Below are 21361 nucleotides of genomic sequence, written 5' to 3'. Positions count from 1 at the left end.
ACGCCGATCGCCCGCCAGCAAGGTTCGGCGACCCTAATGACTGCCGAGCCGCTTGCGCAGGAAGTCGATGCGCGCCTGCAGCTGCGTCACGCTGGCCTGCGCCACCGCCGGGCCCCCGCACACCCGGCGAAGCTCGGCGTGGATGAGGCCGTGCGGCTCCCCCGAGTTCTTCGAATACAACCCCACCAGACTGTTCAGCAACTGGCGCTGCTCCTTCAGCGTGCGGTGCAGCGGAGCAGGGGGGTGCCCTTCCGCCGTCGCCGGCCGGGAGGAGTGCCGGCGCGCCTGCCGCTGCTGCCGCTGCAGCAGCAGCTCGTGCACCTGCTCCGGCTCCAAGATCCCCGGCAGGCCGATGAAGTCCAGCTCCTCGTCCGTTCCGGGGACCGCGAAGCTGCCGAACTCCTTCCCGTCGTACAGCACACGGTCGAAGTTCGCCTCCGACCCCAGCGCCTCGAACGCGAACTCCTCCGTCAGCGCCTCCGACGCGCGCTCCTCGCGGTTCGCCTCGGCCATCATCGCGTCCTCGGGGTTCCACAGGTCGCCCTCGGCGTTCTCCTCGACGCGGTCGAGCGCGTGATCGCGCTCCAGCTCCATCGCGTTCGCCAGCGCCATCAGCGTCGGCACGTTCGGCAGGAACACCGACGCCGTCTCGCCGCGGCGACGCGCACGGACGAAACGGCCGATCGCCTGGGCGAAGAACAGCGGTGTGGATGCGCTGGTCGCGTACACGCCGACGGACAGCCGCGGCACGTCCACGCCCTCCGACACCATCCGCACCGCGACCATCCACCGCGAGTCGCCCTGCGAGAACTCCGCGATCCGGTCGCTCGCCTCCTTCTCGTCCGACAGCACGACCGTGGCCGGCTCTCCACTGATCTGGTGCAGCAGATCCGCGTAGGCGCGGGCGGCGTAGTGATCCGTCGCGATCACCAGGCCGCCGGCGTCGGGGATCGAGTTGCGCACCTCGGTGAGGCGGCGGTCGGCGGCGGCCAGCACAGCGGGAATCCACTCGCCGCGAGGATCGAGGGCCGTCCGCCACGCCTGCGACGTGATGTCCTTCGTGTTGCCCTCGCCGAGACGTGCCTCCATCTCGTCGCCGGTCTTGGTCCGCCACCGCATGTGGCCGGCGTAGACCATGAAGATCACGGGACGGACGACGCCGTCCTCGAGCGCACGGCCGTAGCCGTAGTTGTAGTCCGTGACCGAGGTGCGGATGCCCTGCCTGTCCGGCAGGTACGTCACGAACGGGATCGGCGCCGTGTCGGAGCGGAACGGCGTACCCGTCAACGACAGCCGTCGGGTCGCGCGCTCGAAGGCGTCCCGGATGCCGTCACCCCAACTGAGCGCGTCGCCGCCGTGATGCACCTCGTCCAGGATCACCAACGTCTTGTACGCCTCGGTGATGTCCTTGTGCAGGCTCGGACGCATGGCCACCTGCGCGTAAGTTACCGCCGCACCGCGATAGTGCCGCGCGTAGCGCCCGTCGGAGTTCTTGAAATCCGGATCGAGGTGCAAGCCGACGCGAGCGGCGGCCTCGGCCCACTGGCGCTTGAGGTGCTCGGTCGGCGCGACGACGGTCACACGCTCGACGACACGCCGAGACAGCAGCTCGGTCGCGAGCCTCAGCGCGAACGTCGTCTTACCGGCGCCCGGCGTCGCCGCCGCGAGGAAGTCGCGGGGTTCGTGGACGAAGTACGCGTCGAGCGCCTCCGCCTGCCAGGCACGCAGCTTGCCCGCGGTCCCCCAGGCCGCGCGCTCCGGGAAGGACGGCGAGAGATGCTCGGCCGCGAAGCTTCCCGCGTGCACGCCGGGACGCTCGAGACCACTGAGTTCGGGGTCACCGGGGGCCTCTTCCGGCTCGGGTGTTGCTGACGTCTCCACTTGGATCAAATCTACCGGAGCCCGCCGACAGCGGAGTCCGATGCAGAATGGAGCAATGGCAGAAGCACGGCATCCCTGGTCCCGCTACGTCGCCCTCGGAGACTCGTTCACCGAAGGCATCGGCGATCCGGAGCCCGGCAGCCCGGGAGGCCACCGCGGCTGGGCCGACCGTGTCGCCGAGGTCCTCAGCCAGCAGACAGACGACTTCGCGTACGCGAACCTCGCTGTGCGCGGCAAGCTGATCCGCCAGATCCTGGACGAGCAGGTGGATGCGGCGGTCGCCCTCCGCCCCGACCTCATCACCATCTCGGCGGGCGGCAACGACGTGATCCGCCCCGGCACAGATCCCGATCAGATCGCGCTGCTGTTCGACGAGGCCGTCTCGCGGCTCAGCGTCGACGGCGCGACGATCGTCGTGTTCACCGGCGTCGACGTCGGCTTCTCGCCGGTCTTCCGCGGCATTCGCGGCAAGGTCGCGATCTACAACGAGAACGTGCGCGCGATCGCCGCCCGCTACGACTGCATCGTCGCGGACCAGTGGTCGCTGACCGAGATCCAGGACCAGCGGATGTGGGCTCCCGACCGGTTGCACCTCGCACCCCTCGGCCACCACACCGTCGCACGGATGGTCCTCGCGGCGCTCAACGTCGAGAACGACCTGCAGCCGCTTCAGCCCGAGCCGCTCCCTCCGCGCACCTGGCGTCGCGCCCGCGCCGAGGACCTCTCCTGGGCTCGCGAATACCTCGTGCCGTGGGTGATCCGCCGCATCCGCCACCAGTCCTCCGGAGACCACGTCACCCCGAAGCGACCGCAGGCCGGCCCGTTCCTCCTCAGCCGCGACTAGCGCGACCACCAGCGCCAGCAAAGACCACCTCGGTGGGTCGCAACACGCCGTTACGGCCACCCCATAACGGCGAGTCGCGTCCCACAGACGCGCGACGCTACGTCCCGAGTCCGCCCGGATGCGCCAGCCGCCACCCGAATCCCGGGTCGGGCACGTCCCGCGCGAGTGCCAACGGCACCGTCGCGGTCGTCCCGTTGAGCGTGAACGTCCCCTGACCGAGGATGTCGCCCTTGAACCCGGACGACAGCGGTCGCGTCTGCAGATCCACGGTGATCGGCGTATCCGACCACACCAGGAACGACTTCGTCTCGGTCGCGATGAGCTTCGACGACGCCCCCCACGCGGTCGTGTAGGTGCCGAACACCTGACCCTTCTCGACCGGCGTCACCTGGTGGAACCCGCTCTTCATGCTGGTCATCAGCGCCTGAACCCCCGCCCACAGATCGTCGTGGGTCGGCGCACCCAGCACCACGCCGAGCACCCGCACCTTCGTCGACCCGACCGGCAGCTCCGCCGAGAACAGCAGGCAGTTGCCCGCCTCGTCGGTGTTCCCGGTCTTGATGCCGTCCATGCCCTCGAACCCGAGCAGCGTGTTGGTGTTGTCCTGCGACCCGGCGCCGGGGAGGGTGGCGTTCTTCTGCGAAACGATCGACGACAGCGCGGGCGACGCGAGTACCAGCTTCCCGATGCCGATCAGGTCCTTCGTCGTGCTCACGTTCCCCGGGTCGAGGCCGTCCGGCGTTGTGACCTTCGTGCCGGTGAAGCCGTTCTTCGCCAGCCAGTCGTTGGCGGCCGACACGTAGGCGCTCGTCGACCCGTACGCCCAGTTCGCCAGCGAGATCGCGTAGTTGTTCGCCGACGGCAGGAGCATCGCCTCCAGCGCCTGCTTCTCGGTCATGGACGTGCCCGCGACCACCGGCGCCCACGATCCGCCCGCCGCGACGACGTCGTTCCAGATGTCCACATCCCGCTGCGTGAACGAGATGTCCGGCCCCTGATCGTTGCCGTTCAGCGGCTTCTTCTCCAGCACGACGAGCGCTGTGATCGTCTTCGTGATGCTCGCGATCGGCACACTGGCGTCGCTCCCGTGCGACGCCGACGCTCCTGGATAGTCGGGCGCGACGATCGCGGCCGAGCCATATCCCGGCCAGGCCAGCTGCACGGCCGGCTGCACGAGCTGCTTGCCGTGCGCCGTGACCGCTGCGGTCGCCGGGACCGGCGCAACCAGCGACCCCACCACATAGACGAAAGCGACGAGGATGGCGATCAGCGTCCCGAAGACCACGATGCGGCGCCGGCGGTACACCTTCCGGGAGACACGGCGCGGCGGATCGACGAGAACTTGCTGGGGCACCCTCGGATTTTAGCGGCGGCTATCCCTGCGACGGCTGAGAACGCGCGCGGAGCGCCCACAACGCGACAGCGGACGCGGAGGCCACGTTGAGCGAGTCGACGCCATGCAGCATCGGGATGGTGACCACCGTGTCCGCCGCAATCAGCGCCCGCCTGCTGAGCCCGTCGCCCTCCGCTCCGAACACCATGGCCACGCGCTCCGGCGGGTCGGCCGCGTACGCGTCGAGCGTCACGGCCTCGTCGGAGAGCGCGAGCGCGGCGATGTCGAACCCTGCGTCGTGGAGCAACGGCACCGCCTCATCCCACTCCGGCAGTCGAGTCCACGGCACCTGGAGCACGGTGCCCATGGAGACGCGGACGCTGCGCCGGTAGAGCGGGTCGGCGCACCGCGGCGTGACGAGCACGGCGTCCGCGCCGAGGCCCGCGACCGCGCGGAAGATCGCCCCGACGTTGGTGTGGTCGACGATGTCCTCCAGCACGACCACGCGCCGCGCATCCCGCAGCAGCTCGGCCGGATCGGGCAACTCGGGGCGGTGCATAGCCGCCAGCGCGCCCCGGTGCAGGTGGTACCCGGTGAGCCGCTCGAGCACGGCCGCGTCGCCGACGAACACCGGGACGTCGGGATACGGCTCCAGGAGCGGCTCGATGTCCGGGAGCCACTGCTCCTGCAGCAGCACGGAACGCGGTCGGTGCCCGGCGGCCAGGGCGCGCGTGATCACCTTCGTCGACTCGGCGATGTACAGCCCGCCCGCCGGTTCGGTCACCCGCCGCAGCGCCACGTCGGTCAGGCGCGAGTAGTCGGCGAGGCCTTCGGCCTCCAGGTCGTCGATGCGGTGCAGGAGCATGACGTCAACACTGCCAGCCGCACGAAACAAATCGGAAAACTGGGGTGTTTAGACTCAGAGAGGATCTGGAGGTGCCTGTGACCACGCTGACGACCGAGCTCCCGCCGGAACTCGCCCGCGGGATCGACCAGACCGTCGAGTTGCTCTCCGGCCGCCGCTTCGCCGTTCTGACCGGCGCTGGCGTGTCCACCGACTCCGGCATCCCGGACTACCGCGGCGAGGGCGCTCCGAAGCGCACCCCGATGACGTTCCAGCAGTTCCTCTCCGACGACCGCTTCCGCAAGCGCTACTGGGCCGGCAGCCACCTGGGCTACCGCCGGTTCGCGGCAGCGCATCCCAACGACGGCCACCGTGCTCTGGCGGCGCTGGAGGCCGCGGGCGCCGCCAACGGCGTCATCACCCAGAACGTGGACGGGCTGCACAAGCAGGCCGGGTCGCGCAAGGTCGTCGACCTCCACGGCGCCATGGACCGCGTCCTCTGCCTCGTCTGCGGCCAGATCTTCGCCCGCGAGGCGATCACCGCTCGCATCGACGCCGCGAACCCGTGGCTCGACACCGAGGGCGCCGTCGAGATCGCCCCGGACGGCGACGCCATCGTCACCGACATCGACGCCTTCGTCGTCCCGGACTGCACCGTCTGCGGCGGCCATCTGAAGCCGGATGTGGTCTTCTTCGGCGAGTTCGTGCCCGCCGAGAAGTACCGCGAGGCCAGCGCGCTGGTCCGTTCGGCCGACGCCCTCGTGATCGCCGGTTCGTCGCTGGTGGTCAACTCCGGCATCCGCCTCCTCGAGGAGGCCCGGCGGCGCCGGCTCCCCATCGTCATCGTCAACCGGGGCGCGACCAAGGGCGACGGTCGCGCGACCATTAAGCTGGACGGTGGGACGACGGAGACACTGGTCGAGTTGGCCGAGCGGTTGGCCTGACCCGACCGCCCACGCGTCCCGGTGACGAAAGGACGCGTGTGACCTTCATCTCGCTGGTGCGGCACGGCCAGACCGACTGGAACCTCGCGAAACGCATCCAAGGCTCCAGCGACATCCCGCTCAATGCGACCGGCCGCGACCAGGCGGAGGCGACTGGACGCGCGCTCGCGGGCGGACGGTTCGACGCGATCTACGCCAGCCCGCTGTCACGCGCTCTCGACACCGCGCGGATCATCGCCGGTCATGTCGGGCTGGGCGAGCCGGAGCGCCTTCCGGCGGTCGCCGAGCGGCAGTACGGCGAGGCCGAGGGGCTGACCGGCGAGCAGATCCTGGCCCGCTGGCCCGACGGGATGCCCGTGCCCGGTCGCGAGACCCGCGACGAGGTCGTCGCGCGCGCCCTTCCCGCGCTGCGTGACCTCGGCGAGCGGCATCCCGGTGAGAACGTCATCGTCGTCAGCCACGGCGGCGTCATCTCGTCGCTGGTACGCCACGTCACCGACCACGCGCTGCCGGGGCCGGGCGAGCTGATCCCGAACGGGTCCGTCCACCGCTTCCGCTACGACGACGGCGACCTCACGCTGGACCGATTCAACCTCGGCCCGGAGGACCGCGACCTGTTCACCGCCTCCGTGATGTGACGGAACGCCACTCCGCCGCATCCAGGGGTCGCAACACGCCGTTACGGCCCGCCGATAACGGCGAGTCGCGACCCACAGATGGTCGTCAGCCCGACGCGACGCCCTCGAGCACGGTGAGCAGCCGCTCCGCCGAGCCGTCCCAGGTGTACCGCGCGGCCTGAGCGCGCGCGGCCGCCGACCGGGCAGCCCACACGCCGTCCTCCTCCAGGTGCCTGACCTTCGCCGCCACCTGCTCCGGCGCATCCGCGTTGAAATACAGTGCAGCCTCCCCGCCGATCTCCCGGAAGATCGGGATGTCGCTGACGACCACCGGCGTGCCGAGTGTCATCGACTCCACCAGGGGGATGCCGAACCCTTCGTCGTGCGACGCCGTCACCAGGGCGGTCGCCGCGGCAAGCGTCTCCGCGTACTCCTCGTCGCTGGCGCCGTCGTGGAAGACGATGCGCGCACCCGGCGCGAGTTCCGTCAGACGCTGGCGCTCGGCATCCGATACCCGGCTCATCAGGTGGAGCGTGTACTCCGGCAGCAGCGCGGCCGCACGCACCAGTGTGTCCACGTTCTTGTACGGCATGAACGAGCCCATGTAGACGAGGCTCTTGCTCTCCGCCGCGGTGCGCTCGGCCCGTCCGGGTGCGAGCTCGGGCATGTCGGCCGCATTGGGCACGACGTGCACCGGCCGCTTGGTCAGGCGGTGCTCGGCGATGAGCCCCTTCGTCGTCTCCGACACGGTCACGACCGCGTCGGAGCGGTTGAGCAGCAGGCGCTGCGGCCACCACGCCAGGTGGTACAGCCGCCACAGCCCCCGCACGAACGCCGGCAGGTCGCGCGGCGGCGTCGGGTGGCGGTAGTAGATGAGGTCGTGGACGGTCAGCACGAGCCGGTACTTCCGCCCGAAGCCGCCCATCGTCTGCATGGGCGTGAACACGACGTCGGGCTTGAGGCGGTTGACCGTCCGCGCCACCCACGGCTCGCCCATCGACGTGGGCGACGGAATGAGCTCCCACGGCAGGTCGGGCAGTAAGTCGAGCTGGCGGTGGTCGCTGATCAGCATCGTCACCGGGTGCCGCTTCGCGAGGGCGGTGACGAGGCCGGCCGTGTAGCGGCTGATGCCGTCGTGCCGGCCGATCCGCGTATAGCGGCAGTCGAACAGGATCCTCACGCGCGCTCCCCCGGCAGCTCCGCGACGAAGCGCTGGATGGCACGGGCCGCCGCCGCCGGCGTCTCGTAGTGGATGAGGTGGCCGACATCCGGGATGACGACGAGCTCCGCATCCGGGAACAGCGTCTGCAGGCGGTACTCGGCCGCGATGGGCGTGATGTCGTCCTTCTCGGCGGCGACGAGCAGCGTGCGCTCCGGGATGCGTCCCGCGTACTCGCTGACGTCGTGCGACACCGAGGCACGGAACGCCTCCAGCACGACCTGCCGATCGCTGAACGCCGAGAAGTAGCGGTCATGCTGGTCGTGGATCCAGCGGCGCAGCGCCGGCTCCTTCGTCTTCGCCATGGCCATGCTCATCACGCGCACGATCACCCGGTTGCGCAGCAGTGCGAAGCCGAGCCGCTCCGGGAGCACCGCTGCGAGCCAGTAGTAGAAGATCGCGAGCCGGGTGAACACGCCACGCGGACCCTCCAGCGCGGGCTGGCCGATCGGGTTGACGAGAACGACGCCGGCCGGCCGCTCGGCCGCGCTGTGCGCGCCGCCCCCGCCGTCCGCCTCCGCCAGCGCGCCGGCCACCACGATCGACCCGAACGAGTGCCCGAGCAGCACCACCCGGCCGGCCAGCCCGAGCCCATCGACGAACGCGCGCAGCCAGCGGCCGTAGCCGACGATGTCGTGCGCCGCCTCGGTCATCGGCGTCGATGCGCCGAAACCCGGGAGGTCCGGCGAGATCATGCGGATGCCGTCGAGCTGGGCGACCACCGGCTCTAGGCCGTGGTGGTCGCCGCGGAAGCCGTGCACGAGCACCAGGGTGGTCGTCGCATCCCGCTCGCCGTAGTCCCAGTACCGGGTGGTCGAGCCGAGGACAGCGACCGCCTCTTCGCGCACGGGCACCCGCCCCAGGGCGGCGGCGTAGGGTGAGGAGACAGTCATCGCTCCCCAGTCTAGGCAGGACTGGACAGGGCACCGCCCGCACACCCTAGACTTCTCTGGATGTAATCGCTTGCACCGGATGCCGCTCCCCCGGCGGCCGCCGCGCACCACCCCGCTTCATCCCGCTCCCGGCACCACCCCCGATCCACCCCGCTGAAGGAGAACCGTGAGTTTCACCGCGCCCATCACGCTGCCCGGGCTCGCCCTCGATCCCCAGTGGTACCGCCGGTCGGTCTTCTACGAGGTCATGGTCCGCTCGTTCGTCGACAGCAACGGCGACGGTTCCGGCGACATCGCCGGCCTCACCTCCAAGCTCGACTACCTGCAGTGGCTCGGCATCGACGCGCTCTGGCTCCCGCCGTTCTTCCGGTCGCCCCTGCGCGATGGCGGCTACGACGTCTCCGACTTCACGTCGATCCTCCCGGAGTTCGGGACGATCGACGAGTTCCGCGAGCTCGTCACGAAGGCGCACGAGCGCAACATGCGCATCATCATCGACCTGCCGATCAACCACACCTCCGATCAGCACGAGTGGTTCCAGCAGTCGCGTTCCGACCCGGAGGGGCCGTACGGCGACTTCTACGTGTGGAACGACACGGACGACAAGTGGCCGGACATCCGCATCATCTTCGTCGACACCGAGGACTCCAACTGGGCCTTCGACGAGGCACGGCGCCAGTTCTACTTCCACCGCTTCTTCTCGCACCAGCCGGACCTCAACTTCGAGAACCCGGCCGTGCACGAGGCCATGTACGACGTCGTCCGGTTCTGGCTCGACCTGGGCGTCGACGGCTTCCGGCTCGACGCCATCCCGTACCTCTACGAGTCCGACGAGGGCAACGGCGAGGGCGAGCCGAAGACCCACGAGTTCATCATCAAGCTGCGCGAGTGGGTGGACCGCGAGTACCCCGGCCGCATCATGATCGCCGAGGCCAACCAGTGGCCGCGCGAGGTCGCGGCGTTCTTCGGCAGCGAGGAGGAGCCGGAGTGCCACATGGCCTTCGACTTCCCGGTGATGCCGCGCATCTTCTACGCGCTCCGGTCGCAGCAGGCGAGCGAGCTCGTGCGGGTGCTCTCCGAGACCACGGACGTACCGGACGGCGCCGCCTGGGGCGTGTTCCTCCGCAACCACGACGAGCTGACGCTCGAGATGGTGAGCGAGGAGTACCGGCAGGCGATGTACGGCTGGTACGCCTACGACCCGCGCATGCGCGCCAACATCGGCATCCGGCGCCGCCTCGCCCCGCTGCTCGACAACTCCCGTGCCGAGCTGGAGCTCGCCCACGCCCTGCTCTTCTCACTTCCCGGCAGCCCGTTCCTGTACTACGGCGACGAGATCGGGATGGGCGACAACATCTGGCTGCCCGACCGCGACAGCTCCCGCACCCCGATGCAGTGGACGCCGGACCGCAACGCCGGCTTCTCCAGCGCCGACCCCGGCAAGCTCTACCTGCCCGTCGTGCAGTCTCTGGTGTTCCACTACAACCAGGTGAACGTGGAGGCGCAGCTCGCGCAGTCGCGGTCGCTGCTGCACTGGATCCGCAACGTCATCCACGTGCGGAAGGCCCATCCCGTGTTCGGGCTGGGCGACATCCGCGTGCTGCCGACCGACCACGAGTCCGTCCTGGCGTTCGTGCGCTCGTATGCGGGCAGCGGCACGCATTTCGGCGACCAGCCGGAGGACGTGCTGTGCGTGTTCTCGTTCGCGCACAATCCCGTGTCGGTCACGCTGGAGGCGCCGGAGTTCGCCGGCCGCACGCTGTACGACCTGTTCGGCGGCGCCGAGTTCCCGACCGTCGCCGACGACGGCCGCTTCACGCTCACCCTGGGCACGCAGAACTTCTACTGGCTGCACATGGAGCCGCGCCGCGACTGAGCCGCGGTTCCCCGGTTCGCCGAGGTGCACATTGCGGTGCCCTCCCCCGGCGTGTCACGCGCAACTACGTGCACCTCGGCGTGCCGTTCCCGGGGGATGACGGTGGGTCGGCTTAGCGTGAGGACATGAGCACGTGGCACCAGCGACTCGGGGTGTTCGACCTCGAGACCACCGGAATCGACGTCGAATCGGCCCGGATCGTCACCGCCCACGTCGGCCTCCTCGACGAGACCGGTGAGGTGCTGCACCGCCGTGACTGGCTGATCGACCCGCAGGTCGAGATCCCCTCCGAGGCGACCGCGGTGCACGGCATCACCACCGAGCGCGCCCGCGAGCACGGGATGGATGCGGCCAGAGCGGTCGCCGCGATCGTCGCCCAGCTGCGCAGCCTGTTCGATCGCGGCATCCCCGTCGTGGCCTACAACGCACCGTACGACTTCACGCTCCTCGACCGCGAGGCCCGCCGCCACGGCGTCGCGCCGCTCGTCTCCCCCGGCCCGATCATCGACCCGCTCGTGATCGACAAGGCGGTGGACAAGTACCGCCGTGGCAAGCGCACGCTCACGGTCACCGCCACCCACTACGGCGTCGACCTCCTCGCCGCACATGACGCGGGAGCCGACGCCATCGCAGCCGGCCGGGTCGCGCAGGCGCTCGCGCGCATCCACGCAGAAGCTCTGGCGCTGGAGGCCGCCGAACTGCACCGCCGCCAGGTCGACTGGTGCCGCGAGCAGGCCGCCGACTTCCAGGAGTACATGCGGCGCGAGCGCGACCCGGAGTTCACGACATCGGGCGCCTGGCCCATTCGCTGACCGGGTCTCGCACCCCGCCCCCGCATGCGGGGGCTACTGCTCCGGGCGCTGGCCCGCTAGATTGTGGCGCATGAGCGACTCCAACCTGAACCCGCAGCCCCTCCCGCCGCAGCAGCAGCCCGCCGGCTACCAGCAGCAGTATCAGGGCGCGCAGCCCGGCTGGAACACCATGTCGATCGTGGCCTTCATCCTGTCCTTCATCGTCAACATCGTGGGCATCATCCTCGGCTTCATCGCCCTCAACCAGATCAAGCGCACCGGCGAACAAGGCCGCGGCCTCGCGATCGCGGCCATCATCATCGGCTTCGTGTCGGTCGCCTTCAGCATCATCTTCTCCATCATCTTCTTCGCGTCGCTCGGCGCAGCGATGAGCAACTACAACTACAACTGAGTCCGCCCACGAACGCCGAAGGCCCCCGTCCACCGGACGGGGGCCTTCGTGTTTCGGCCGGCATGACGAAGGCCCCCGTCGAATCGACGGGGGCCTTCGCGGAGCGGCTTACTTGCCGAAGCTCTTGTAGCGCGAGTTGAACTTCTCGACGCGGCCGGCCGAGTCCATGATGCGCTGCTTGCCCGTGTAGAACGGGTGCGACTCGGACGAGATCTCGACGTCGATCACCGGGTAGGTGTTGCCGTCCTCCCACTCGATGGTCTTATCGCTCGAGACGGTGGAGCGGGTGAGGAACGTCGCACCCGAGGCCAGGTCGCGGAAAACCACCGGGGCGTAGTCGGGGTGGATGCCAGTCTTCATCAGGACTTCCTTGTTGCAGCTAGTAGTCGGTTCGGTCGTGTCCGCGCAGACCGCGTGGACGGGAAGCTTCAGACCCGAGAGCCGTGGATCGTAGCCGGAAAGGCAGGATCGGTTCGGGGGCCAGCTATCGAGTCTAGCAGATCGACAGCGGCCGATCAGCCCTCGACGCCCTGGCGCGCCCGGGCGGTGTACCGGCCGTCGGACTCGGTGATCTCGACGTCGATATCGAAGGTCGCACTGAGGTTCTCGCTCGTCAAGACCTCTTCGATGGGGCCCTGGGCGGTGATCTCGCCGTCCTTCAGCAGCAGCGCACGGTTGAACGCCTGCGGGATCTCCTCGACGTGATGCGTGACCATGACGATCGCGGGCGACTTCGGGTCGCTGGCGTACCCGCCGAGCAGCTGCAGCAGCTCCTCGCGGCCGCCGAGGTCGAGGCTGGCCGCCGGTTCGTCGAGAAGCAGGATCTCGGGATCGGTCATCACCGAGCGGGCGATCTGAACGCGCTTCTGCTCGCCGTCGGACAGGCTGCCGAAGGTGCGGTCGGCGAGGTGGTCGAGGTGCCACTCGGAGAGCACGCGGTGCGCGCGACGCTCGTCGATGTCCTCGTAGAGCTCGTTCCAGCGACCCGTCACGGCGTAGGCGGCCGTCATCACCACATCCAGCACGCGCTCATTGCGCGGGATGCGGCGGGCGAGCGCGCTCGACGCGAAGCCGAGCAGCGGACGCAGCTCGGCGAGGTCGGTGTGGCCGACCGACTCGCCCAGCACGACGGCCTCGCCGGAACTCGGGTGCAGGGCCGCCGCGGCGATCTGCAGCAGGGTCGTCTTCCCGGCGCCGTTCCGGCCCAGGATGACCCACCGCTCGTCCGGTTCGACCGCCCAGTCGATACCCTTCAGGACGGGGTTGCCGTCCCGCACAACGGACACGTCGGAAAGTCGGAGAACGCTGTCGGCCATGCGTTCCAGCCTACCGTCGCCGGACACAGGTCAGTGACGACCGGCGAGCGACCGGTACACGTCCCGCGTCTGCTCCGCGATGGCCGTCCAGCTGAACGAGGTCTCCGCGCGCTCCCGTCCGGCGCGGCCCATCTCGGCCGCCCGCTCGGGGTCGCCGGCCACCTCGGTGAGGGCCGCGGCGAGGTCTGCGACGAACTTCTCCGGATCGATCGGCGTGCCCGTGCCGTCCTGCAGCTGCTGGATGGGGACGAGCCGTCCGGTGACCCCGTCCACGATCACCTCGGGGATGCCGCCGGTCGCCGTCCCGACCACGGGCAGCCCGCACGCCATCGCCTCGAGGTTGACGATCCCGAGCGGCTCGTAGATCGAGGGGCAGACGAAGACGGTGGATGCGGTCAGCGCGATGCGCAGCTCGTCGTTCGGGAGCAGGCGGTCGATCCAGACCACGCCGTCCCGCTCGGCCTGCAGCTCCTCGACGAGTCCGCTCACCTCGGCCAGGATCTCCGGCGTGTCCGGCGCCCCGGCACAGAGGATGACCTGCACCTCGGGCGGCAGCATCCTGGCCGCGCGAAGTAGGTACGGAAGCCCCTTCTGGCGGGTGATGCGACCGACGAAGATGACCGCCGGACGCCCGGGGTCGATCCCCAGGGCGCGGGCGCGATCGTCGTCGCGCAGAGGCTGCCAGCGCTCCAGGTCGATGCCGTTGTAGATCGTGACAACCTTCGTCGGGTCGAGCTCCGGGTACGACGCGAGGATGTCGCGACGCATCCCGTCGCTGACCGCGATCACGGTGTCGGCGGCCTCGAACGCGGTCTTCTCGATCCAGCTGGACACGCGGTAGCCGCCGCCCAGCTGCTCGGCCTTCCAGGGGCGGAGCGGCTCCAGGCTGTGCGCCGTGACGACGTGCGGGACGCCGTGCAGCAGCTTCGCCAAGTGACCGGCGCCGTTCGCATACCAGGTGTGCGAGTGGACGACATTCGCTCCCCCGCAGTCCTGCGCCATCTGCAGGTCGACGCCCAGCGTGGCGATCGCCCCGTTCGCGTCCGCGAGCTCCGCGGGAACGCGGTACGACGCGGTATCCGGCTCGTCCCGGGGCTCGCCGAAGGCTCGGACGATCACCTCGGTGTCGGTCCGCAGAGCCTTCACGAGCTCGGTCACATGGACCCCGGCCCCGCCGTAGATGTCCGGCGGATACTCCCGGGTGAGCAGATCGACGCGCATGACCGAAACGCTAGTACAGCGATCAGTTCGCCTCTACTGTTGTGGTCATGGCATCAGGCAAGAAGATCTTCGGCATCGTCCTCGCGGGCGGAGAGGGAAAGCGGCTGATGCCGTTGACGGCGGACCGGGCGAAGCCCGCCGTCCCGTTCGGCGGTCAGTACCGTCTCATCGACTTCGCCCTGTCGAACCTGATCAACTCGCAACTGCGCCAGATCGTCGTCCTCACCCAGTACAAGTCGCACAGCCTCGACCGTCACGTGTCCCAGACCTGGCGGCTCGACGGCATCACGAGCTCCTACGTCGCCTCCGTCCCCGCCCAGCAGCGCCTCGGCAAGCGCTGGTTCTCCGGGTCGGCGGACGCCATCCTGCAGAGCCTCAACCTGCTCCGGGATGAGAAGCCGGACATCGTCGTCGTCGTGGGCGCCGACCACGTGTACCGGATGGACTTCGGCCAGATGATCGAGGCGCACATCGCCTCGGGGGCTCCCGCCACGGTGGCCGCAATCCGCCAGCCGATCGGGCTCGCGGACCAGTTCGGCGTCATCGAGGTCGAGCCGGAGCGCCCGGACCGCATCGGCGCGTTCCGTGAGAAGCCGCGCGACCCGATCGGTCTGCCCGACTCCCCGAACGAGGTCCTCGCCTCCATGGGCAACTACGTCTTCGACGCCGACGCGCTCATCGACGCCGTGGTGCGGGACGGCGACCGTCCCGACTCCAACCACGACATGGGCGGCGACATCATCCCGGACTTCGTGGCCCGCGGCGAGGCGGCCGTGTACGACTTCAACAACAACGACGTCCCCGGCTCGACCGACCGCGACCGCTACTACTGGCGCGATGTCGGAACCATCGACTCGTTCTTCGAGGCGCACCAGGACCTCATCTCCACGCTGCCGGTGTTCAACCTCTACAACCGCTCGTGGCCGATCTTCAGCCAGGTGCTCAACTCGCCGCCCGCGAAGATCGTGCGCGACGGCCGCGGCGCGCTCGGCACGACCATCGACTCCATCGTCTCCCTCGGCTCCGTGATCTCGGGCGCCCACCTCGAGCGCAGCGTCCTCGGGCCGTGGGCCAAGGTCGACTCCGGTGCGAAGGTCGTCGACTCGGTCGTCTTCGAGCGCGCGATCATCGAGCCGAACGCGTTCGTCGGCCGCGCCATCCTGGACAAGGATGTCGTGGTCGCCGAGGGCGCGCAGATCGGCGTCGACCCGGACCGGGACCGTGCACGGGGCTTCACCGTGACCGACTCGGGCATCACCGTGGTCGGCAAGGGTGTGCACGTCGTTCCATGACGACCACCGCACAGCACACCGGGCCCGCCTCCGTCCTCGTCGTCCTCGACGCCGACTCCACGCTGCTCCAGGACGAGGTCATCGAACTCCTCGCCGATGAGGCGGGGTCGCGTCCGGAGGTCGCCGAGATCACCGAGCGGGCCATGCGCGGCGAGCTCGACTTCGAGGAGAGCCTCCGCGAACGCGTCCGAACCCTCGCCGGGCTCCCCGCCTCCGTGTTCCAGCACGTGGGCGAGCGCATCCGGGTGACCGAAGGCGTCCCCGAGCTCATCGCCGGAGTCCAGGCGGCCGGTGGGGTCGTCGGTGTGGTCTCCGGCGGCTTCCACGAGCTGCTCGACCCGATCGGCGAACGCCTCGGCCTCGATCACTGGCGCGCCAACCGGCTGGTCGTCGACGGCGGCCGGCTGACCGGCGAGGTCGACGGACCGGTCGTGGATGCGGCCGCCAAGGCTCAGGCGCTGCTGTTCTGGGCCGCCGACGCGGGAGTCCACCTGCGCCAGACGGTGGCCATCGGCGACGGAGCGAACGACCTGCGGATGATGGCGGAGGCCGGCCTGTCCGTCGCGTTCAACGCGAAGCCGCGCGTGCGCGCCGAGGCCGACCTCGTCATCGACCGGCCGGACCTCTCGCAGGTGCTCCCGCTCCTCGGCCTCCGCGGCTGAAGCCCCGGCCGACAGCTCCTGAGTTTTTCGGCCGGACACGCCGGTGTGGGGCCGAAAAACTCAGGAGCTGTGTGCGTGGGTCAGTGCCCCATCCCGAGGCCGCCGTCGACCGGGATGACCGCACCGGAGATGTAGCCGGCGTCGTCCCCGGCGATCCACGTCACGACCTTCGCGACCTCGGACGCCGACGCGAACCGCCCGGCCGGGATGCTCTTCTTGTACTCGGCCTGCTGCGCCTCCGGCAGCGCCGCCGTCATGTCGGTCTCGATGAAGCCGGGAGCGACGACGTTCGCGGTGATGCCGCGCGCGCCCAGCTCGCGCGTGATGGATCTCGCCATGCCGACGAGTCCGGCCTTCGACGACGCGTAGTTGACCTGCCCGGCGCCGCCGAACAGACCGACCACGCTCGAGATCAGGACGATACGGCCGAACCGCGCCTTGAGCATCCCCTTGTTGGCGCGCTTCACGACACGGAAGGCGCCGCCCAGGTTCGTCTCGATGACCGAGTCGAACTCCTCGTCGGTCATGCGCATCAGGAGGGTGTCCTTGGTGATGCCCGCATTCGCGACGACGACCTCCACCGGCCCGAGCTTCTCCTCGACCTCGGTGAACGCGGCGTCGACCGAGGCGGAGTCCGTGACATCCGCCCGCACCGTCAGCGCGCCCTCCGGGCCCTCTCCCGACCGCGCGGTGACCGCGACCCGGTGGCCCTGGGCGACGAACTCCTCGGCGATGGCGAAGCCGATCCCCCGGTTGCCTCCGGTGACGAGGACGGTGCGTGGCGTGGTCATGCGATTCCCTTCAGGAAGACGGCTTTCTGCAGATTCGACCCCAGCAGGGCCGAACCCAAGTTTATGGACGTACGCTGGACTCAACGCACATGAAGAAGCCCTCAGCACCGTCGATCACGAGTCTCCCCCTCTCCCCCGATGAGGAGCGACGGCACCGGATGATCAAGTATTCGGTCGCCATGGGCGTACGTGTGCTCTGCCTCATCGCCGCGGTGATCGTCCCCGGCTGGTGGGCCGCCATCCCGCTCGTCGGAGCGATCTTCCTCCCCTACTTCGCGGTCGTCATCGCCAACGTCTCGGTGGAGCAGGGTCGAGTGGATGTTCAGCGTCCAGGCAGTATCGTTCCAATTGCGCCGCCTCCGCAGGCGCCGAAGGACGAGCCTCGGGAGGGCCAGTGATCGGGATGGGCGAGCCGGAGCCGCTGACGTGTTCGCGCGCCGGCTGCCGGGACAGCGCATCCTGGCGCATCGAGTGGCGCAACCCGCGCATCCACTCGGCCGACCGGGTGAAGGTCTGGCTGGCGTGCGACGAGCACGTCGACTTCCTGCGCGAGTTCCTGGCCGCCCGCGACTTCCCGCTGCGCGTCGTGCCGGCGGCCGAGGTCGCCGCCGGGGGGCCGATCGCGTGACCGGATCGACGACCGACGGGTGGCGTTTCGCGTTCTCCCGCCGCTGGCTGGGGTATCTCGCCTTCGCGATCGTGTTCGCGATCGCCTGCGGCTTCCTCTCCAACTGGCAGCTCGCCCGCAGCAAGGAGGCCGCGGCCGCGAACGCCCTGGTGACGGCGAACTTCGACCAGTCCCCCGTCCCGCTCGCCGATGAGCTGCCGACTCTCGGCGCGTACTCGCCGAAGCAGGAGTGGAAGCGCGTCACCGTGACCGGGACGTACGAGCGCGACAAGCAGCTGCTCGTCCGCAACCGCCCGTTCAACGGCAGCCCCGGGTTCGAGGTGCTCACCCCGCTGCGGACGGCCGACGGCTCGCTGTTCATCGTGGATCGCGGCTGGGTCCCGACCGGCAACACCACCGACTCCCCCGACCACGTGCCGGCCGCGCCCGCCGGAACGGTGACGGTCGTCGCGCGGCTGAAGGCGAGTGAGCCGGCCATCGCCGGACGCACGGCGACGGGTGATCAGGTGGGCACCATCCAGCTGTCCGTGGTCAAAGAGAAGCTCGGCGGCGCCGACGTCTACACGGGCGCGTACGGGCTGCTCGCCAGCGAGGACCCGGCGCCAGCGACCGCGCCGACGCCGACCGTGACCAGCCCGCCGACGCAGGATGAGGGGCTGCATTGGTCGTACATGATCCAGTGGATCATCTTCGCCCTGATCGGCTTCTTCGGCCTCGGCTACGCGCTCGTGACGGAATACCGCAAGCGCAACTCGGACGACCCCGCGGAGCGTGAGCGCGCCGCCGCGCGCGAGCGTCGCCGCCGCGCCAAGCGCACAGACGCCGACGTCGAGGACGAACTCCTCGACGCCGCCCGCTGACCCCACCCCCACCGTCGAGTACGCACAAATTGCACGCCCCGGGGGCTCCGGGTGTGCAATTTGTGCGTACTCGACTCGGGCGCGGAGGGGCTAGGCGAGGGAGATGAGGTCGAGGTAGTCGCGGGACCAGTGGTCCTCGACGCCGTCGGGGAGGATGAGGACGCGCTCCGGGTTCAGCGCCTCGACCGCGCCCTCGTCGTGGCTGACCAGCACGACGGCACCTTCGTAGTGCGCCAGCGCATCCAGGATCTCCTCGCGGCTCGCCGGGTCGAGGTTGTTGGTGGGCTCGTCGAGAAGCAGGACGTTCGCCCCCGACACGACGATCATCGCCAGCGCGAGCCGGGTCTTCTCGCCGCCGGAGAGCACGCCGGCCGGCTTGTGCGCGTCGTCGCCCGTGAACAGGAACGAGCCGAGCACCCTGCGGGCCTCGGTCTCGGTCAGTGACGGCGAGGACGAGACCATGTTCTGGAGCACGCTGCGCTCGACGTCGATGGTCTCGTGCTCCTGCGCGTAGTACCCGATGCGCAAGCCGTGGCCGGGCTCGACCTGGCCGGTGTCCGGCTTGTCGACGCCCGCGAGCATCCGCAGCAACGTGGTCTTGCCCGCACCGTTCAGCCCGAGCACGACGACCTTCGAGCCGCGGTCGATCGCGAGGTTGACGGCGGTGAAGATCTCGAGCGAGCCGTAGCTCTTGGAGAGATCGCTCGCCTGCAGCGGCGTGCGACCGCACGGCGCCGGGGTCGGGAACCGCAGTTTCGCGACCCGGTCGACCTGGCGCACCTCTTCGAGGCCCGCGAGCAGCTTCTCGGCGCGCGCGACCATCTGGTGCGCCGCGGCCGCCTTCGTCGCCTTCGCGCCGAACTTCGCCGCCTGCAGCTGCAGGGCGCCCGCCTTCTTCTCGGCGTTGGCGCGCTCCTTCTTGCGGCGCTCCTCGTCGGCGGCGCGCTGGCGCTGGTAGTTCTTCCAGCCCATGTTGTAGATGTCGATGACCTGGCGGTTCGCATCCAGGTAGAAGACGCGGTTGACCGTCTCGCCGACCAGTTCCACGTCGTGCGAGATGACGATGAAGCCGCCGGTGTAGTTCTTCAGGAACTCGCGCAGCCAGATGACCGAGTCCGCATCCAGGTGGTTCGTCGGCTCGTCGAGGATCATCGTGCGGGCGTCGGAGAAGAGGATGCGCGCCAGCTCGATCCGGCGGCGCTGACCGCCCGAGAGGGTCTTCAGCGGCTGGTCGAGGATGCGATCCGGCAGGTTCAGGTTGGACGCGATGGATGCGGCCTCGGCCTCGGCCGCGTACCCGCCGAGCAGGTGGAAGCGCTCCTCCAGCCGGCCGTACTTCTTCATCGCGGCCTCGGACACGGCGGAGTCGGTGCTCGCCATGTCGACGGTGGCCTGCTGCATCCCGAGGACGATCGAGCCGAGGCCCCGGGCGTCGAGGATGCGCGTGCGCGCCAGGTCGTCCAGGTTGCCGGAGCGCGGGTCCTGCGGAAGGTAACCGAGGTCGCCGGAGCGGTCGACCTTGCCGGCCGTCGGGAGCAGGTCGCCGGCGAGGACCTTGGTGAGTGTCGTCTTGCCGGCGCCGTTACGGCCGACGAGTCCGATCTTGTCCCCGTCGGCGACGCGGAAGCTCACGTCCTCCATCAGAAGGCGTGCGCCAACGCGCAGCTCCAGCCCCTGCACGGCAAGCACGTCGATCTCTTCTCTACTCGGTTCTCAGCAAACAGTTCCGGACTTTTTCGGCCCGACACGCCACGGCGCGGTCGAAAAAGTCCGGAACTGTTGGAGGGGATGTCTTAGATTGCGAAGCCGAGGGCGCGCATCATGTCGCGGCCGTCATCGGTGATCCGCTCGGGACCCCACGGCGGCATCCACACCCAGTTGATGCGGAATGCTTCGACGATGCCGTCGAGCGCCTCGGCGGTCTGCTCTTCGAGCACGTCGGTCAGCGGGCAGCCGGCACTGGTGAGCGTCATCGAGATGATGAGCGCGTTGTTCTCGTCATCCCAGGCCAGGTCGTAGATGAGGCCCAGGTCGACGACGTTGATCCCGAGTTCGGGATCCATGACGTCCTTCAGCGCCTCCTCGACCTGGTCGAAGAGCGCTGGGCTCAAAGTGGCGGGCATGTGAGGATTCTACCTCTCTCAGGATCCGGCGACTTCGGCCGCCGAGGCGGCTGCGGGCTCGGGGGCGTCGACGTAGCGGTCGTAGCCCTCCTCCTCCAGGCGGTCCGCGAGCTCCGGTCCGCCCTGCTCGGCCACGCGGCCGGCGACGAACACGTGCACGAAGTCCGGCTTGATGTAGCGGAGGATGCGCGTGTAGTGCGTGATCAGCAGGATGCCGAGGCCGGTGTTGGCCTTCGCCCGGTTGACGCCCTCGGAGACGATCTTGAGCGCGTCCACGTCGAGGCCGGAGTCGGTCTCGTCGAGCACGGCGAACTTCGGCTTGAGCAGCTCCAGCTGGAGGATCTCGTTGCGCTTCTTCTCGCCGCCCGAGAAGCCCTCGTTGACGTTGCGCTCGGCGAACGACGAGTCCATGCGCAGGGCGCCCATCGACTCGCGGACGTCCTTCACCCAGGTGCGGATGGACGGCGCCTGGCCGTCGATCGCCGTCTTGGCGGTGCGGAGGAAGTTGGTGTTGGTGACACCGGGGATCTCGACCGGGTACTGCATCGCGAGGAAGAGGCCGGCACGCGCACGCTCGTCGACGGTCATCGCGAGGACGTCCTCGCCGTCGAGCGTGATCGAGCCCTGGGTCACGGTGTACTTGGGGTGACCGGCGATCGTGTAGGCGAGGGTGGACTTGCCGGAGCCGTTCGGGCCCATGATCGCGTGGATCTCACCCTCGTTGATGGTGAGGTCGACGCCGTTCAGGATGGGCTTGGTGCCCTGGTCCGTCTCGACGGTGACGTGGAGGTCGCGGATCTCGAGGACTGACATG

At 69.3% G+C, this 21361-nt stretch carries 23 protein-coding genes; 11 read left to right on the top strand and 12 right to left on the bottom strand.

Annotated features, from left to right (window positions below; genetic code table 11):
• Positions 1–33: 33 nt before the first annotated feature.
• A complete protein-coding gene (locus AXZ95_RS19485) occupies positions 34–1806 on the bottom strand; it encodes a DEAD/DEAH box helicase (RefSeq protein WP_018191102.1) in 1773 nt (590 codons plus the stop codon).
• Positions 1807–1936: 130 nt separating this feature from the next.
• Here AXZ95_RS19485 and AXZ95_RS19480 point away from each other — a divergent pair, with 130 nt between their 5' ends.
• The gene (locus AXZ95_RS19480) at positions 1937–2725 is read left to right on the top strand and encodes an SGNH/GDSL hydrolase family protein (protein ID WP_018191103.1); all 789 of its coding nucleotides are present in this window, start codon (positions 1937–1939) and stop codon (positions 2723–2725) included.
• Positions 2726–2822: 97 nt separating this feature from the next.
• Here the strand turns inward: AXZ95_RS19480 and AXZ95_RS19475 are convergent, their stop codons facing one another.
• Both AXZ95_RS19475 and AXZ95_RS19470 read right to left on the bottom strand, forming a co-directional pair.
• Entirely contained in the window at positions 2823–4079 is a 1257-nt protein-coding gene (locus tag AXZ95_RS19475) for a D-alanyl-D-alanine carboxypeptidase (RefSeq protein WP_231371292.1), read from the bottom strand.
• A gap of 19 nt (positions 4080–4098) precedes the next feature.
• Positions 4099–4923, bottom strand: coding sequence for an RNA methyltransferase (locus tag AXZ95_RS19470; RefSeq protein WP_018191105.1), 825 nt, complete (start codon positions 4921–4923; stop codon positions 4099–4101).
• Between the two features lie 77 nt (positions 4924–5000).
• Between AXZ95_RS19470 and AXZ95_RS19465 the strand changes: the two genes are divergently transcribed.
• Together AXZ95_RS19465 and AXZ95_RS19460 are read left to right on the top strand one after the other, a co-directional pair.
• A complete protein-coding gene (locus AXZ95_RS19465) occupies positions 5001–5846 on the top strand; it encodes a Sir2 family NAD-dependent protein deacetylase (protein WP_018191106.1) in 846 nt (281 codons plus the stop codon).
• Positions 5847–5884: 38 nt separating this feature from the next.
• The gene (locus tag AXZ95_RS19460) at positions 5885–6484 is read left to right on the top strand and encodes a histidine phosphatase family protein (protein WP_018191107.1); all 600 of its coding nucleotides are present in this window, start codon (positions 5885–5887) and stop codon (positions 6482–6484) included.
• Positions 6485–6569: 85 nt separating this feature from the next.
• On the opposite strand, the gene AXZ95_RS19455 is transcribed toward AXZ95_RS19460, so the two are convergent.
• The gene (locus AXZ95_RS19455) at positions 6570–7643 is read right to left on the bottom strand and encodes a glycosyltransferase family 1 protein (protein WP_018191108.1); all 1074 of its coding nucleotides are present in this window, start codon (positions 7641–7643) and stop codon (positions 6570–6572) included.
• Positions 7640–8575, bottom strand: coding sequence for an alpha/beta fold hydrolase (locus AXZ95_RS19450; RefSeq protein WP_018191109.1), 936 nt, complete (start codon positions 8573–8575; stop codon positions 7640–7642). The genes AXZ95_RS19455 and AXZ95_RS19450 overlap by 4 nt, the downstream gene beginning before the upstream one ends.
• A gap of 166 nt (positions 8576–8741) precedes the next feature.
• On the opposite strand from AXZ95_RS19450, the gene treS reads away from it, so the two are divergent.
• The 3 genes from treS (at position 8742) to AXZ95_RS19435 (ending at position 11654) form a co-directional block, all read left to right on the top strand.
• The gene (gene treS, locus AXZ95_RS19445) at positions 8742–10451 is read left to right on the top strand and encodes a maltose alpha-D-glucosyltransferase (protein ID WP_018191110.1); all 1710 of its coding nucleotides are present in this window, start codon (positions 8742–8744) and stop codon (positions 10449–10451) included.
• 125 nt (positions 10452–10576) lie between these two features.
• On the top strand, positions 10577–11263 hold the full coding sequence (locus tag AXZ95_RS19440) for an exonuclease domain-containing protein (RefSeq protein ID WP_018191111.1): 687 nt from the start codon (positions 10577–10579) through the stop codon (positions 11261–11263).
• A gap of 70 nt (positions 11264–11333) precedes the next feature.
• On the top strand, positions 11334–11654 hold the full coding sequence (locus tag AXZ95_RS19435) for a DUF4190 domain-containing protein (protein WP_018191112.1): 321 nt from the start codon (positions 11334–11336) through the stop codon (positions 11652–11654).
• Positions 11655–11762: 108 nt separating this feature from the next.
• On the opposite strand, the gene AXZ95_RS19430 is transcribed toward AXZ95_RS19435, so the two are convergent.
• The 3 genes from AXZ95_RS19430 to glgA form a co-directional block, all read right to left on the bottom strand.
• On the bottom strand, positions 11763–12014 hold the full coding sequence (locus AXZ95_RS19430; protein WP_018191113.1) for a type B 50S ribosomal protein L31: 252 nt from the start codon (positions 12012–12014) through the stop codon (positions 11763–11765).
• Positions 12015–12169: 155 nt separating this feature from the next.
• On the bottom strand, positions 12170–12970 hold the full coding sequence (locus tag AXZ95_RS19425) for an ABC transporter ATP-binding protein (protein WP_018191114.1): 801 nt from the start codon (positions 12968–12970) through the stop codon (positions 12170–12172).
• Between the two features lie 30 nt (positions 12971–13000).
• Positions 13001–14191: a glycogen synthase gene (gene glgA / locus AXZ95_RS19420; RefSeq protein WP_018191115.1), complete on the bottom strand. Its 1191-nt coding sequence runs from the start codon at positions 14189–14191 to the stop codon at positions 13001–13003.
• A gap of 47 nt (positions 14192–14238) precedes the next feature.
• On the opposite strand from glgA, the gene AXZ95_RS19415 reads away from it, so the two are divergent.
• Together AXZ95_RS19415 and serB are read left to right on the top strand one after the other, a co-directional pair.
• Positions 14239–15483: a glucose-1-phosphate adenylyltransferase gene (locus AXZ95_RS19415; protein ID WP_026307182.1), complete on the top strand. Its 1245-nt coding sequence runs from the start codon at positions 14239–14241 to the stop codon at positions 15481–15483.
• On the top strand, positions 15480–16145 hold the full coding sequence (gene serB, locus AXZ95_RS19410; RefSeq protein ID WP_018191117.1) for a phosphoserine phosphatase SerB: 666 nt from the start codon (positions 15480–15482) through the stop codon (positions 16143–16145). Before AXZ95_RS19415 ends, serB begins: the two co-directional genes overlap by 4 nt.
• A gap of 80 nt (positions 16146–16225) precedes the next feature.
• Here the strand turns inward: serB and fabG are convergent, their stop codons facing one another.
• Positions 16226–16936, bottom strand: coding sequence for a 3-oxoacyl-ACP reductase FabG (gene fabG, locus AXZ95_RS19405; RefSeq protein ID WP_018191118.1), 711 nt, complete (start codon positions 16934–16936; stop codon positions 16226–16228).
• A gap of 89 nt (positions 16937–17025) precedes the next feature.
• Here fabG and AXZ95_RS19400 point away from each other — a divergent pair, with 89 nt between their 5' ends.
• From AXZ95_RS19400 to AXZ95_RS19390, 3 genes are read left to right on the top strand one after another with little or no spacing between them, the layout of a single operon-like run.
• The gene (locus AXZ95_RS19400) at positions 17026–17334 is read left to right on the top strand and encodes a DUF3099 domain-containing protein (protein WP_231374427.1); all 309 of its coding nucleotides are present in this window, start codon (positions 17026–17028) and stop codon (positions 17332–17334) included.
• Positions 17335–17339: 5 nt separating this feature from the next.
• The gene (locus AXZ95_RS19395; protein ID WP_051087314.1) at positions 17340–17564 is read left to right on the top strand and encodes a hypothetical protein; all 225 of its coding nucleotides are present in this window, start codon (positions 17340–17342) and stop codon (positions 17562–17564) included.
• Positions 17561–18424 carry an SURF1 family protein gene (locus tag AXZ95_RS19390; RefSeq protein WP_018191121.1) on the top strand — a complete coding sequence of 288 codons (864 nt, stop codon included), beginning with the start codon at positions 17561–17563 and terminating at the stop codon, positions 18422–18424. The genes AXZ95_RS19395 and AXZ95_RS19390 overlap by 4 nt, the downstream gene beginning before the upstream one ends.
• Before the next feature lie 90 nt (positions 18425–18514).
• On the opposite strand, the gene AXZ95_RS19385 is transcribed toward AXZ95_RS19390, so the two are convergent.
• The 3 genes from AXZ95_RS19385 to sufC form a co-directional block, all read right to left on the bottom strand.
• Positions 18515–20113, bottom strand: coding sequence for an ABC-F family ATP-binding cassette domain-containing protein (locus tag AXZ95_RS19385; protein WP_026307183.1), 1599 nt, complete (start codon positions 20111–20113; stop codon positions 18515–18517).
• Positions 20114–20217: 104 nt separating this feature from the next.
• Positions 20218–20547 (bottom strand): metal-sulfur cluster assembly factor, encoded by a 330-nt coding sequence (locus AXZ95_RS19380; protein WP_018191123.1) that lies wholly within the window; start codon positions 20545–20547, stop codon positions 20218–20220.
• Between the two features lie 18 nt (positions 20548–20565).
• Entirely contained in the window at positions 20566–21360 is a 795-nt protein-coding gene (gene sufC / locus AXZ95_RS19375) for a Fe-S cluster assembly ATPase SufC (protein WP_018191124.1), read from the bottom strand.
• Position 21361 lies beyond the last annotated feature (1 nt).

Origin of the sequence: Leifsonia sp. 115AMFTsu3.1, assembly GCF_004362795.1 — a bacterium.
Classification (GTDB): Bacteria; Actinomycetota; Actinomycetes; order Actinomycetales; family Microbacteriaceae; genus Leifsonia.
The sequence above is the reverse complement of the archived record's forward strand: the minus strand, read 5'-3'. Positions and strand labels throughout refer to the sequence as shown.

Excerpts from the sequence above, each read along its gene's own strand:
- AXZ95_RS19480 (WP_018191103.1), top strand. The coding sequence starts at position 1,937 with ATGGCAGAAGCACGGCATCCCTGGTCCCGCTACGTCGCCCTCGGAGAC.
- AXZ95_RS19470 (WP_018191105.1), bottom strand. The coding sequence starts at position 4,923 with ATGCTCCTGCACCGCATCGACGACCTGGAGGCCGAAGGCCTCGCCGAC.
- AXZ95_RS19450 (WP_018191109.1), bottom strand. The coding sequence starts at position 8,575 with ATGACTGTCTCCTCACCCTACGCCGCCGCCCTGGGGCGGGTGCCCGTG.
- AXZ95_RS19440 (WP_018191111.1), top strand. The coding sequence starts at position 10,577 with ATGAGCACGTGGCACCAGCGACTCGGGGTGTTCGACCTCGAGACCACC.
- AXZ95_RS19435 (WP_018191112.1), top strand. The coding sequence starts at position 11,334 with ATGAGCGACTCCAACCTGAACCCGCAGCCCCTCCCGCCGCAGCAGCAG.
- AXZ95_RS19430 (WP_018191113.1), bottom strand. The coding sequence starts at position 12,014 with ATGAAGACTGGCATCCACCCCGACTACGCCCCGGTGGTTTTCCGCGAC.
- AXZ95_RS19425 (WP_018191114.1), bottom strand. The coding sequence starts at position 12,970 with ATGGCCGACAGCGTTCTCCGACTTTCCGACGTGTCCGTTGTGCGGGAC.
- glgA (WP_018191115.1), bottom strand. The coding sequence starts at position 14,191 with ATGCGCGTCGATCTGCTCACCCGGGAGTATCCGCCGGACATCTACGGC.
- AXZ95_RS19415 (WP_026307182.1), top strand. The coding sequence starts at position 14,239 with ATGGCATCAGGCAAGAAGATCTTCGGCATCGTCCTCGCGGGCGGAGAG.
- serB (WP_018191117.1), top strand. The coding sequence starts at position 15,480 with ATGACGACCACCGCACAGCACACCGGGCCCGCCTCCGTCCTCGTCGTC.
- fabG (WP_018191118.1), bottom strand. The coding sequence starts at position 16,936 with ATGACCACGCCACGCACCGTCCTCGTCACCGGAGGCAACCGGGGGATC.
- AXZ95_RS19400 (WP_231374427.1), top strand. The coding sequence starts at position 17,026 with ATGAAGAAGCCCTCAGCACCGTCGATCACGAGTCTCCCCCTCTCCCCC.
- AXZ95_RS19395 (WP_051087314.1), top strand. The coding sequence starts at position 17,340 with ATGGGCGAGCCGGAGCCGCTGACGTGTTCGCGCGCCGGCTGCCGGGAC.
- AXZ95_RS19380 (WP_018191123.1), bottom strand. The coding sequence starts at position 20,547 with ATGCCCGCCACTTTGAGCCCAGCGCTCTTCGACCAGGTCGAGGAGGCG.
- sufC (WP_018191124.1), bottom strand. The coding sequence starts at position 21,360 with ATGTCAGTCCTCGAGATCCGCGACCTCCACGTCACCGTCGAGACGGAC.